The 12,436-nt window shown below is 68.1% G+C and carries 12 protein-coding genes; 3 read left to right on the top strand and 9 right to left on the bottom strand.

Annotation, left to right across the window (positions count from 1 at the left end; translation table 11 throughout):
- Positions 1-151: 151 nt before the first annotated feature.
- The 3 genes from ABE473_RS16570 to ABE473_RS16580 all read left to right on the top strand — a co-directional run bounded on the left by ABE473_RS16570 (position 152) and on the right by ABE473_RS16580 (position 5,477).
- Positions 152-880 carry a response regulator transcription factor gene (locus ABE473_RS16570; RefSeq protein ID WP_346490244.1) on the top strand — a complete coding sequence of 243 codons (729 nt, stop codon included), beginning with the start codon at positions 152-154 and terminating at the stop codon, positions 878-880.
- Complete coding sequence (locus ABE473_RS16575) at positions 877-2,295, top strand: ATP-binding protein (protein ID WP_346490245.1); 1,419 nt, start codon at positions 877-879, stop codon at positions 2,293-2,295. Before ABE473_RS16570 ends, ABE473_RS16575 begins: the two co-directional genes overlap by 4 nt.
- Positions 2,296-2,537: 242 nt before the next feature.
- Positions 2,538-5,477: a two-component regulator propeller domain-containing protein gene (locus ABE473_RS16580; RefSeq protein WP_346490252.1), complete on the top strand. Its 2,940-nt coding sequence runs from the start codon at positions 2,538-2,540 to the stop codon at positions 5,475-5,477.
- 16 nt (positions 5,478-5,493) lie between these two features.
- On the opposite strand, the gene rnt is transcribed toward ABE473_RS16580, so the two are convergent.
- The 9 genes from rnt to pstC form a co-directional block, all read right to left on the bottom strand.
- A complete protein-coding gene (gene rnt / locus ABE473_RS16585) occupies positions 5,494-6,078 on the bottom strand; it encodes a ribonuclease T (RefSeq protein WP_176990127.1) in 585 nt (194 codons plus the stop codon).
- 113 nt (positions 6,079-6,191) lie between these two features.
- Positions 6,192-6,698 (bottom strand): DoxX family protein, encoded by a 507-nt coding sequence (locus ABE473_RS16590; RefSeq protein WP_176989931.1) that lies wholly within the window; start codon positions 6,696-6,698, stop codon positions 6,192-6,194.
- A gap of 24 nt (positions 6,699-6,722) precedes the next feature.
- On the bottom strand, positions 6,723-7,478 hold the full coding sequence (locus tag ABE473_RS16595) for a putative DNA-binding domain-containing protein (RefSeq protein WP_346490246.1): 756 nt from the start codon (positions 7,476-7,478) through the stop codon (positions 6,723-6,725).
- Positions 7,471-8,343: a DUF692 domain-containing protein gene (locus ABE473_RS16600; protein ID WP_346490247.1), complete on the bottom strand. Its 873-nt coding sequence runs from the start codon at positions 8,341-8,343 to the stop codon at positions 7,471-7,473. The genes ABE473_RS16595 and ABE473_RS16600 overlap by 8 nt, the downstream gene beginning before the upstream one ends.
- Positions 8,330-8,704, bottom strand: a complete 375-nt coding sequence (locus ABE473_RS16605) for a hypothetical protein (RefSeq protein ID WP_346490248.1) — start codon at positions 8,702-8,704, stop codon at positions 8,330-8,332. The genes ABE473_RS16600 and ABE473_RS16605 overlap by 14 nt, the downstream gene beginning before the upstream one ends.
- A gap of 215 nt (positions 8,705-8,919) precedes the next feature.
- On the bottom strand, positions 8,920-9,627 hold the full coding sequence (gene phoU / locus ABE473_RS16610) for a phosphate signaling complex protein PhoU (protein ID WP_176989927.1): 708 nt from the start codon (positions 9,625-9,627) through the stop codon (positions 8,920-8,922).
- Positions 9,628-9,692: 65 nt separating this feature from the next.
- Complete coding sequence (pstB, locus tag ABE473_RS16615) at positions 9,693-10,523, bottom strand: phosphate ABC transporter ATP-binding protein PstB (protein ID WP_179459644.1); 831 nt, start codon at positions 10,521-10,523, stop codon at positions 9,693-9,695.
- A 19-nt stretch (positions 10,524-10,542) separates the two neighbouring features.
- On the bottom strand, positions 10,543-11,409 hold the full coding sequence (pstA, locus tag ABE473_RS16620; protein WP_176989926.1) for a phosphate ABC transporter permease PstA: 867 nt from the start codon (positions 11,407-11,409) through the stop codon (positions 10,543-10,545).
- Positions 11,409-12,377, bottom strand: coding sequence for a phosphate ABC transporter permease subunit PstC (gene pstC, locus ABE473_RS16625; RefSeq protein WP_346490249.1), 969 nt, complete (start codon positions 12,375-12,377; stop codon positions 11,409-11,411). The genes pstA and pstC overlap by 1 nt, the downstream gene beginning before the upstream one ends.
- Positions 12,378-12,436: the final 59 nt, after the last annotated feature.

Below are 12,436 nucleotides of genomic sequence, written 5' to 3' on the forward strand. Positions count from 1 at the left end.
GACCGTTCACCGCCGGCTCAATGCTCGCCGTGTACCAAGATGTATCCCTGCGGCGCACGACACGTTTCGTTGTGTATCCGCATCGCCCTTTGAAACAGACGTACGCAAACCAGGAGATGCGGTTCAGCTCCCGACAGGGGATGATCGCCGCATGGAGACTGCCAACAGCATGCACAGACTGCTGATCGTCGATGACGACAACGATATCCGCCAGCTGCTCGCCGAGCAGCTGGGCCGCGCCGGTTACCTGGTGAGCACCGCCAGCGATGGCCACGGCATGCGCCAGCTGCTGGAGCGCGAGCATGTGGACCTGATCGTGCTCGACCTCAACCTGCCCCGCGAAGACGGCCTGACCCTGTGCCGCGACCTGCGCGCGCGTTCGAGCACGCCGGTGATCATGTTGACCGCACGCAGCGAGCCGATCGACCGCGTGCTGGGCCTGGAGATGGGCGCCGACGATTACCTGGCCAAGCCGTTCGAGCCGCGCGAGCTGCTCGCGCGCATCCGCAACGTGCTGCGTCGTACCGAAGCGTTGCCGGCCAACCTGGAGCCGCTGGCGATCCGCCGCGCGCGCTTCGCCAGCTGGGTGTTCGACCTGGAACACCGCCATCTGGTCGATCCGGATGGGCGCGTGGTGGTGTTGTCCGGCGCCGAATTCCGCCTGCTGCGGGTGTTCGTCGGGCATGCCAACAAGGTGCTCTCGCGCGAGCAGCTGGTGTCGTTGAGCAGCGGCCGCAACTACGAGTCGCAGGACCGTGCGATCGACCTGCAGGTCAGCCGCCTGCGCAACAAGCTCGCCGATGACGGCGGCAGCGACGGGCTGATCAAGACCGTGCGCAACGAAGGCTACGTGCTCGCGGCGGCAGTCAGCCTGGAATGAAGCGCCTGCGCCACTTCTTTTCCTCGATGGTGGGGCGCCTGTTCGTCATCCTGTTGCTGGGCATGAGCGTGGCGGCGATCGGCGCGACCATGCTGGCCAGTACCAAGCGCCAGCAGGAATTCGAACGGCAGAACCTCAACCGCATCGCTGATCGCCTGCAGGGGTTCGTGAACCTGCTCGATGGCAATCCGGAGCTGCGCCAGCGCCTGCTCACCAGTGGCGGGCCGAGTGTGCGGCAACTGCCGGAAGGCGCGCGCATCGGCCGGCCCGATGCGGCGTTGATGGAGATCCTGGATGACCGGCCCGGTCCGGTGGCGAGCAGCCAGGTCGCCTTCACCTCGTTCCGCTCCTGCCTGCCGCGGCTGCCGGAACTGCTGCCGCGCCCCCCGCGCGACAAGGACAGGATGCGGCACCCGCCGCGGGAGCGCGACCCGGCGTTCATTCCGCCCAAGTGCCGCGTGGTGACCCTGCAGCTGACCGACGGCACGCCCCTGCGGCTGGCGCTGGATTCCCCGGCGGTCGCGCACAACGGCGTGCTCGCCGTGGACCCGCTGTTCCTGACCCTGCTGGTGGTGGCGATCGCGATCCTGGCCTACATCGTGGCGCGGATGGCCAGCGCACCATTGCAGCGCCTGGCCGATGCCGCCGCCGCATTGGGCGATGACCTGCAGGGCGCGCCGATGCCGGTGACCGGGCCGTTCGAAGTGCGCCGGGCGGCCGAAGCCTTCAACGCCATGCAGAAGCGCCTGCAGCGCCACCTCGGTGAGCGCACCCAGATGCTGGCGGCGATCACCCACGACCTGCAGACGCCGGTGACCCGCCTGCGCCTGCGCCTGGAGAACGTCACCGACGAAGCGCTGCGCGAGCGCCTGATCGGCGATCTCGGTGCGATGCAGGCGCTGATCCGCGAAGGCCTGGAGCTGGCCCGCAGCGCCGAAAGCGCCGAGCAGCGCGCCGCGCTGGACCTGGATTCGCTGTTGGAGAGCATCGTCGAAGATGCCGCCGAGGCCGGGGCCGATGTCCATTTCGAACAGCCGAGCGGGGCGGTGCTGATGCTGCGTCCGCTGGCCATGCACCGCCTGTTCTCCAACCTGGTCGACAACGCGGTGATGTACGGCCAGACCGCACGCGTGCGGGTGAAGCAGGTCGGGCAGGACGTGGAAGTGCGCATCCGCGACAGCGGCCCGGGCCTGGCCGAGGACGAACTGGAAGCGGTGTTCGACCCGTTCGTGCGGCTGGAGACCTCGCGCTCGCGCCAGACCGGGGGTGCCGGGTTGGGGCTGACCATCGCCCGCGCGTTGGCGGAAAAGGATGGCGCGACCCTGCACCTGCGTAACCATCCCCAGGGCGGGCTGGAGGCGATCGTGCGCTGGACGTCGCCGGCGCGGGCGCCATCGGGGCCACGCGGGAGCTGACGCAGGCTCCCCCAAAACGCAAGGATTTGCCTACTATGGGCATCTCTTTCCAGCGTCTCCCCCATGAGAGCGTACGACTCTGCCAGCCTTCGCGCTGGTGCACGGCCGTTCCCCCCATGCGCACGGCGCCTGCCCAGGGCTGATCCACACGGATGAGCGATCGGGGGGGCAGGATCCGGTGGCGGCCGGTACAACTGAAGTTCCCGGGCCTGCCGACGCTGCAGGCCGCAGCGCTGTGGCTGATGCTGCTGTGCGCGGCGCCCTGGCCGCTGTCGGCGCAGGATGGCCCGCCGCCGCTGCGCGATTACGCCATCGATGTCTGGACCTCGCGCAACGGGCTGCCGCACAACTCCCTGCGCGACATCGCGCAGACGCCCGAAGGGCATCTCTGGTTCGCCACCTGGGAGGGCCTGGTCCGTTACAACGGCCTGGATTTCACCGTGTTCGACCGCAGCACCACGCCCGGTCTGCGCGACAACGGCGTGGGCGCGCTGCAGGTGGACCGCAGCGGCGGGCTGTGGATCAGTGACTCGCGCGGCAACGTGACCCGGCGCGGGACGGACGGCCGCTGGCAGGTCTGGGAGCACCGTGCCGACACCCCGCAGGTGCTGATCCAGGCCATGCAGATGGACAGCCATGGACGCCTGTGGCTGCTGTATGAAGGCAAGGGCATCGGTAGCCTTGGGCCCGATGGAAACTTCGATTATCAGAAGCCGCCGGCCGACGTGCCGATGGCGATGAGTTTCACCAAGCTGGTGGTGGATGCGCAGGACCGCGTCTGGGTCGGCACCCTGGACGGGCTGGTGGTGCGCGATACCGACGGCGTGCTGCGCCGCGCGCCGGACAGCTGGGGGCTGGGGCGTGGGCTGGTCTGGCCGTACCGGGGGCCCGACGGGGTGATGTGGGTGGTGGCCGGCGAGCGCATCTACCGCATGCAGGACGGCGCGCCGCTGCTGCAGCACCGCCTGCCCGGCGTGACCCACATCACTGCGATGCTGCAGGACCGCCATGGCGACCTGTGGCTGGGCACCGAGAATCAAGGTCTGCTGCGGTTGTCGCGGCATGGCCTGGAGCGGCTGCCGACGGGGCTCTCACTGCCGGGCGGGCGCGTGGTCAGCCTGCGCGAAGATGCCGAGGGCAGCATCTGGGTCGGCGCCAACGGCGGCCTGTACCGGCTGCGCGAAACACTGTTCAGCAGCTTCACCGAGCGCGACGGCCTCAGCGGCGACTACGTGCGGACGGTGTTCGAGGATCGCCAGCGCCAGCTCTGGATCGGCAGCGCCAGCGGGCTGGACCGGCGCGACGCGCAGGGCCGCTTCAGCCCGGTGCCGTTGCGCAACAACGTCGGCAAGAGTCCCTCGGTGCTGAGCCTGGCCCAGGACCGTGAAGGGACGCTGTGGGTCGGCACCTTCGGTGACGGCATCTTCCGGATCAACGAACAGGGTCAGCGCCTGCGTGGCTACGGCACGGCCGAAGGGCTGCCGGGTGGCAACATCCGTGCGATCAGCATCGACCCCGATGGCGTGGTCTGGGCCGGCACGCAGAAAGGCGTGGTCCGCATCGATGCCGGCAGGGCCGAGCAGCCGGCGATCCCGGGCATGCCCGGCGGGCTGATCACCGCGCTGGCGCATGACGACGACGGTGCATTGTGGATCGGCACCATCGAAGGCATCCGGGTGCTGCGGGGTGGCCGGGTGCAGTCCATCGATCTGCAGCCGCTGGGGGGCGGACGCAGTGTGTTCGGGTTCCAGCAGATCGGCGATGCGATGTGGATCAGCACCGATCGCGGCCTGTACCGTTACCAGGAAGGCCAGCTCGCGCGGGTCGGCCTGGAGCAGGGCATGCCGGTGGATACCGTGTTCCAGCTGGTGCCCGACCGGGTCGGCAACGTCTGGATCAGCAGCAACCGCGGCGTGCTGCGCACCGACATGACGATGCTCAACGCCGTCGCCGATGGCCGCGCCGCGCGGGTGGAGGTGGAGCATTACAACGAGATCGACGGCATGGCCAACTCGCAGGCCAACGGCAGCTCCGGCCCGTCGGCGATCCTGCGCCAGGACGGCACCTTCTGGGTGGTCACCGCCGGTGGCCTGAGCACGGTCGATCCGCTGCGCCTGCAGCGCTTCCGCGAGCGCCTGGCGCCGCCGGCGGTGATCGAGAACGTGCAGGTCGACGGGGCGCCCCTGCATTGGCAGGGCAGCAATCACAATGCGATTCCCGGCGGGCGCCGGCTGAGCGTGAGCTACGTCGGGCTGAGCTATCTGCTCTCCGAGCGCATCCGCTACCGCACCCGCCTGGAGGGCCTGGACAAGGGCTGGATCGAACGCGGCCAGCAGCGCAGCGTGGAGTTCATCGGCCTGCCGCCGGGCGACTACACGCTGCACGTCTCGGCCGCGCATCCCGGCGGTGTCTGGAGCGACAGCGAGGCGGTCTGGGAGTTCACGGTGGAGCCGTTCCTGTGGCAGCGCCGCAGCGTGCAGCTGATCGCCGCGCTGCTGCTGCTGGCCGGCCTGGTCGCGCTGTACCGCTACCTGATCAACCGCTACAAGACCAGCAACGTGCGGTTGGCGCGGATGGTGAAGGAGGCCACGCTGGATCTGCAGACGCAGACGGTCAACCTGCAGGCACTGAATCAGGAGAAGACCGAGCTGGCCGATCGCCTGGCGGTGCAGGCCGAGGCATTCGAACGGCAGGCGCGCGAAGACGCGCTGACTGGGTTGCCGAACCGGCGTGCCTTCGACGAAGCGCTGGCGCGTGACTTCGCCCGTTCGCAGCGCAGCCGCCACCCGTTGTGTCTGGTGGTGCTGGACATCGATCATTTCAAGGAAGTGAACGACCGGCACAGTCACTCGGTGGGCGACGTGGTGCTGGTCGAAGTGGCGCGCCTGCTGGCTTCGGCCTGCCGCGACTCGGACATGCCGGCGCGGACCGGTGGCGAGGAGTTCGCGCTGCTGCTCAATGACACCCGCCTGGACGAAGCGGCGCAGGTCTGCGCGCGCCTGCGCGGGCTGTTCCACGATCATCCGGACTGGGCGGGGATTCCGGGCCTGAAGGTCACCTTCAGCGCCGGCCTGGTCGAACTCGATGCCGCCGATCGCACCCCGATGCTGCTCTACCAGCGCGCCGACCGCGCGCTGTACCGCGCGAAAAGCGAAGGCAGGGACAGGACCAGCATCGGCTGAGCCTGAGCGGCCCCGCCTAGCGCGGCCAGCTGTTGGCGACTTTGCAGAACAGTTTCGCGGTCTGTTCGGTGTCGTACACCGCGCTGTGCGCTTCATCGGCATCCCAGCCCAGGCCGGCCGCCGTGGCCGCGCGCGCCAGCACGGTCTGGCCATAGGCGATACCGCCCAGAGTGACCGTGTCGAACACGCTGAAGGGGTGGAACGGGTTGCGCTTGTGGCCGGTGCGGTTGACCGCCGCGTTGACGAAGCCCAGGTCGAAGTGCGCGTTGTGCCCGACCAGGATCGCGCGCTGGCAGCCGTACTTTTTCATCGCGGCGCGAATCGGGGTGAAGATGTGGTCCAGCGCATCGCGCTCGACCTTGGCCAGGCGGAACGGGTGGTCCAGGATGATGCCGGTGATCTCCAGCGACTTGGGATCGATCTCCAGCCCCTCGGCCGGCACCACGTGGGCGCTGGCAGTCTGCCCGGGATAGAGCAGGCCGTTTTCGTCCATCTCGATCGGAACGGCGGCGATCTCCAGCAGCGCGTGGCGATCAGAGTCGAATCCGCCGGTCTCCACATCCACCGCCACCGGCAGGAAGCCGCGGAAGCGGGTTGCCATCAAGCGCTGCGCAGCAGCGGGCAGTGCGTCGGCAGCAGCCGGCGCGTCGGAGCGGGGGAGGTCGTCAGTCATTGCGCCAGTTTAGCAGAGCGCCCTGTACGCCCCCCCCGTGCTCAGGCGAAGGCAGGCGTGCGTGCGCGGCGGCGCAGCAGGTGATCCAGGCTCAGCGGGCCGGCGCCCTGCAGCGCCAGGGGCAGCAGCATGGCCATGAACAGCAGCGGCAGTTTGAAGTTGCCGAAGCCCTGGTCGGTGATGGCATAGCCCATCGCCAGCTCGCCCAGGCCCTCCCAGTGCATCGGCCAGTGCACGGCGGCAGTGGCGACCACGGTCAGTACCAGCAGGCTGCTGGCCGCCAGGCGGGTGCCCAGCCCGAGCAGCAGGCAGGCCGCGCCGACCAGCTCGAACCAGGTAGCGAGGTGCCAGTTGAGGGCCGCGGGCAACTGGTCGAACGGAAACGGGAAGGCCTGCTGCAGGTCCTCGAACCAGTTCTGGCCGCGCAGCTTTTCGCGGCCCGACTCGAAATACTCCCAGCCCATCAGCAGACGCAGACCGAGCGGGGCAAACCACGGGGCAACACGGTCCAGCCGGTCGCGCAGCGCGACCAGGTGAGGTGACTTCATCGGGGACTTTCCTTTGGGGAGGGATCAGGAAACGGGCGCGGCGGGGCCTATCACCCCGTTGCCATGGAATTGGCGCAGCAGCGCGGCGCCGGGCAGGAGCAGCGCATCGACCGCCAGGCCGTTTGCCTGGGCGAGCTGCTGGAGGTAGGTGGCGCCGCTGCGGCCGGGATGCTGGCCGATCTGCTCCAGCAGCTGCGCGGCCATCGGGCTGATCGTGGCGAAGCGGACCTGGCCGTCAGGATCGCGCCGGACCAGCAGCCCGGTGGGACCTGCGCCCGGATGCGGCGGTGCATCCCCGGCACCCAGCCGGTGCACCGGCCAGCGATAGAGCAGCGGCCAGGCCAGTGGCGAACGCTGCAGCGCCGCGGACATCGGGTCCAGGCCGGGGGAGGGCGGCAGGGGCTGCGCGTCGAGCTGGTACAGGGCCGTTTCCACCCACTCGTAGTGGGCCAGTTCGGCCAGCGCCGGGTGCGGCAGCGCGGGCTGTTGCTGCAACCACTGCACGAATTCGGCGGCCAGTGCGGTGAACAACGGGGTCTGCGCGGGGTGTCGGGCGAAGAACTGCCGGATCAACGTGGACCACGTCGCCTCGCCAAGCAGTCGCACGCAGACCGGGAAGCCGGTCCCAAGCAGTCCCAGCACGCTGTTGAACACCAGCCGCTGGTAGATCTCCAGCCGGCGCGCGTCCAGTCCGGCGGGTGCGGCGACATGGGCCGGGTCGCGCAGGTGCGCGGTGAACGCCCTCTGCTGCGCGTGCAGGTGCGACAGGGCGTCAGTCATGCCCGGCTCCGGCATGGGCGGCCATCAGGCGGCGGATGGTATGCAGTTCGCCGCGCAGTTCGGCGTACGGGGGGAAATTGAAATCGCGTTCCAGCAGGGTCGGGCGCGCGCCGATGCGCGCATAGGTACGGGCGAGCAGGTCCCAGACCGGGTCGATCACCGCGCTGCCATGGGTGTCGATCTTCAGGTCGGGCGCTTCGTCCAGATGGCCGGCGACATGCAGGCAGACGATGCGCGCGGCAGGAAGCCCGGCGATGAACGTGTCGGCGTCGTAACCGTGGTTGCAGGCGTTGACGTACACGTTGTTGACGTCCAGCAGCAGGTCGCAGTCGGCCTCGGCCAGCACGGCGTTGGTGAAGGACAGCTCGTCCATGGCCGGTTCCGGGGCGAGGTAATAGGACACGTTTTCCACCGCGATGCGCCTGCCGAGCACGTCCTGCACGCGGGCGATGCGCGCCGCGGTGTGGCGTACCGCCTCATCGGTGAAGGGGAGCGGCAGGAGGTCGTAGAGGTGGCCTTCATCGCTGCAGTAGCTCAGGTGTTCGCTGTAGAGCGGCACGTTGTGCCGGTCCAGGAAGCGTCCTACCTGTTCCAGCAGCACGGTATCCAGCGGCGCGGTGCTGCCCAGCGAGAGCGACAGCCCATGGCAGGTCAGCGGGTAGCGCGTGGCCAGTTCGGCCAGTGCGTCGCCGGCCGGCCCGCCGACGCCGATCCAGTTTTCCGGGGCGCACTCGAGGAAGTCGACATCGCCGGCGGGCGCATCGCGCAGGTCCTGCAGCAGGGCCCGGCGCAGACCAAGGCCGGTCGCCGCCGCAGGCAGCGACGACCGGTCCAGGCCAGTGGCCAGCGCGTCAGTGCTTGGCACCGCACTTGCCTTCGCCGCACTTGCCTTCCGCCGTCTTCGTGTCGCCAGCAGCCTTGGCCTTGGTGCCGGTGGTCTTGCCCTTGTCGGCACCGCACTTGCCTTCCCCGCACTTGCCCTCGGCTGCCTTGGCACCGGTCGTCGCGGCCTTGTCGCCCGCCTTCGTCCCGGCCTTGCCGCCGTGCGCACCGCACTTGCCTTCGCCACATTTGCCCTCGGCGGACTTCGTCGCCGCCTGGCCAGCCACCAGATAGCCCTGGGCCAGCTCGGTCATGCTCAACGCGGATGCCGAAGCGGTGACCCCCAGGCCTGCGGCCAGCGCAGTGGCTGCCAACAGGGACAGCGAACGGGTGGGTGTGCTCATCGGGTGGATCTCCTTGGAATGGGCCGGGGCCCGGGATGGCTGCGTGGGGGCAGCAGGTGCGGCCATGGTGGACCGACCCGGCTCATCGAATCCTCACACAGGATTCAACGTTTCGTGAAGTGTGGGGGATTGCCATCATGGCAACGCAACAGCAAGGCAAAAGAAAACCGCCACCCGGAGGCAGCGACTTCTTCTTCCTGCGCTGGAGGCAGACCTCAGACGTGATCGGTACTGCTGGTCTCGTCGCGCTTCTCGCGCGGCGGCAGTACCTGCTCGCCATGCACCAGGAACCAGACGTTCTCGGCGATGTTGGTGGCATGGTCGCCCACGCGCTCCAGGTTCTTGGCCATGAACAGCAGGTGGGTGCACGGGGTGATGTTGCGCGGGTCTTCCATCATGTAGGTCAGCAGCTCGCGGAACAGCGCGGTGTACTGCGCGTCCAGGCGGGCGTCGTCGTCGCGCAGTTCCAGCGCCGCGGCGGCGTCGTTGTCGCGGTAGGCTTCGATGGCGCGGCGCACCTGCTGGGCGGCCAGGCGGCCCAGCGCACGCAGGCCCTGGATCTGCGGCAGCGGTGGCACCTTGCTCAGCGCGATCGAGCGCTTGGCCACGTTGGCGGCGTAATCGCCGATGCGTTCGATGTCGGCCGGGATGCGCAGGCCGGCCAGGATCTCGCGCAGGTCGCGCGCCATCGGTCCACGCAGCGCCAGCCGCATGACGTCGTGGCTGATCTGCTGCTCAAGCTGGTCGATGGCCTCGTCGTTGGCGATGATGCGCTGGGCGGCGTTCTCGTCGCGCTTCTCGATGACGTCCATGGACGCCTCCAGCTGGGCGACGGCCATCTCGCCCATGCGCACGATCTCCGCCACCAGGCGCTGCTGTTCTTCGTCGTAGCTCTTGACGATGTGGTCGTTGGGAAGATTCATGGTCTGCGATCCGGGTAGAGCCAGGCCGCGCCTGGCTGGGGCATTTGGTGAGGGGACAGCACCGATCAACCGAAACGACCGGTGATGTAATCCTCGGTCTGCTGCTTGTTGGGCTGCGAGAAGATCACTTCGGTACGGTCGTGTTCGATCAGGTCGCCCAGGTACATGAAGGCGGTGTAATCGGAGACGCGCGCGGCCTGCTGCATGTTGTGGGTCACGATCACGATGGTGTAATCGTGCTTGAGCTCTTCGACCAGCTGCTCGATGCGGCTGGTGGAGATCGGGTCCAGTGCGGAGGTCGGCTCGTCGAGCAGCAGCACGTCCGGGCGCAGGGCCACGGCGCGGGCGATGCACAGGCGCTGCTGCTGGCCACCGGACAGGCCCAGCGCGCTCTGGTTGAGCTTGTCCTTCACCTCGTCCCACAGCGCGCCCTGGCGCAGGGCCTGCTCGACGCGGTCGGTCATCTCCGACTTGGAGAGCTTCTCGTGGTGGCGGATGCCGTAGGCCACGTTCTCGAAGATGGTCATCGGGAACGGCACCGGCTTCTGGAACACCATGCCGACCTTGCTGCGCAGGCGGTTCATCGGGTACTTCGGCGAGAGGATGTTCTCCCCGTCCAGCAGCACTTCACCACGCGCTTCCAGCTTGGGGTACAGCGCGTAGATGCGATTGAAGATGCGCAGCAGGGTGGACTTGCCGCACCCGGAAGGACCGATCAGCGCGGTGACGCGCTTTTCCGGGATTTCCAGGTCGATGCCCTTCAGCGCATGGAACTTGTCGTAGTAGAAATCCAGCCCGCGTGCGGCCAGCTTGATCGGCGCCGGGGTCTGCAGGCTTTCATGCGAAGCCGGGACCACGATGCGCTGCATCGGCACGGCGTTGGAGAGATCGTTCATGGCGATGTCCGTGGAAAGGTCAGTCATGGGAGATACGGTTGCGCAGCAGGATGCCGCGCGCGGAAAGGCTGACCAGCAGCACGAACACGGTCAGCACCAGCGCGCCGGCCCAGGCCAGCACCTGCCAGGATTCGTACGGGCTGCCGGCGAACTGGTTCATCACCACCGGCACCGAGGCCATCGGCTGGAACACGTTGCTGTTCCAGTACTGGTTGCCGAAGGCGGTGAACAGCAGCGGGGCGGTTTCACCGGAGATGCGGGCCAGCGCCAGCAGGATGCCGGTCACGATGCCGGCGGCGGCGCTGCGGTACAGCACCTGCACCGTCACCTTCCACTGCGGGATGCCGAGCGACAGGGCCGCTTCACGCATCTGCGAAGGCACCAGGCGCAGCATTTCATCGGTGGTACGCACCACCACCGGCAGCACGATGAAGGCCAGCGAGAGCGCACCGGCGAAGGCCGAGAACTGGCCACCGGTCTGCATCACGTACAGGGTGTAGACGAACAGGCCCAGCACGATCGAAGGCGCCGAGAGCAGGATGTCGTTGACGAAGCGGACCACCGTGCCGGCCTTGCGGAAGTTGCCGTACTCGGCCAGCCAGGTGCCGGCCAGCACGCCGAGCGGCGTACCGATGGCGATGGCCAGGCCGCACATCACCGCGCTGCCGAAGAAGGCGTTGGCCAGGCCGCCGTCCTGCATCGGCGGTGGGGTCATCTTGGTGAACAGGTCCAGGTTGATCCCGGCCAGGCCCTTGGAGGCCAGCGTCCACAGGATCCAGCCGAGGAAGAACAGGCCGAACAGTGCGGTCAGGCAGGACATCAGCAGCGCGACCACGTTGACGATGCGGCGGCGCAGGTACAGCGGTTGGGCGTTGGCGGTGGACATCAGTTGCCCTCCTTGCGGGCCAGGCGCATCAGCATCAGGCGGGCGATCGCCAGCACCACGAAGGTCACGATGAACAGCACGAAGCCGAGCAGCAGCAGCGCCGAGCGGTAGGTTTCGGTGGCTTCGCCGAAGTCGTTGGCGATCAGCGCGGCAATCGTGGTGCCCGGCTCGAGCAGCGAGGGCGACAGGCGCACGCTGTTGCCGATCACGAAGGCCACCGCCATGGTTTCACCCAGCGCGCGGCCGAGGCCGAGGAAGATGCCGCCGATCACCGCCGAGCGGGTGTAGGGCAGGACGATGTCCCAGCTCACTTCCCACTTGGTGGAGCCCAACGCATAGGCCGATTCCTTCAGGCGGGTCGGCACGGTCAGGAACACTTCGCGCATCACCGAGGAGATGAAGGGGATCACCATGATCGCCAGCACGAAGCCGGCGGTGAGCACGCCGATGCCCAGCGGCGGACCCTGGAACAGCGGGCCGATGATCGGCAACGTGCCGAGGTGATCGTTGAGGAACGGGGTGACGTACTCGGTCATCACCGGGACCAGCACGAACAGGCCCCACATGCCGTAGATGATCGAGGGGATACCGGCCAGCAGTTCGATGGCGGTACCGACCGGGCCACGCAGCCAGCGCGGGGCGACCTCGGTCAGGAAGAAGGCGATACCGAAGCTCACCGGCACGGCGATGACCATCGCGATCAGTGCGGTGACGAGGGTGCCGTAGATCGGTGCGAGAGCACCGAATTTGTTCTCGACCGGATTCCATTCGGACGAATAGAAGAAGCTCAGGCCCTGCTCCTGCAGGGCATGGCGGCCGCCCCACAGCATCGAGAGCGCGGCGCAGGCCAGGGCGACCAGCACCAGGATGACGGTGGCGATCAGGACCCAGCGGAACAGTGTGTCGTTGCGGGCATCACGCAGGTCGCGAAGGGACGGTGCGGGAACAGGCTGGGCGATGGCATTCATGGCTGAGGCGGGGGCCCGAAAAGAGAAGAGGTAGTGCCGGGCGCTGCCCGGCATCACGT

Origin of the sequence: Stenotrophomonas sp. TWI700 (assembly GCF_039673645.1) — a bacterium.
Lineage (GTDB): Bacteria > Pseudomonadota > Gammaproteobacteria > Xanthomonadales > Xanthomonadaceae > Stenotrophomonas > Stenotrophomonas maltophilia_AA.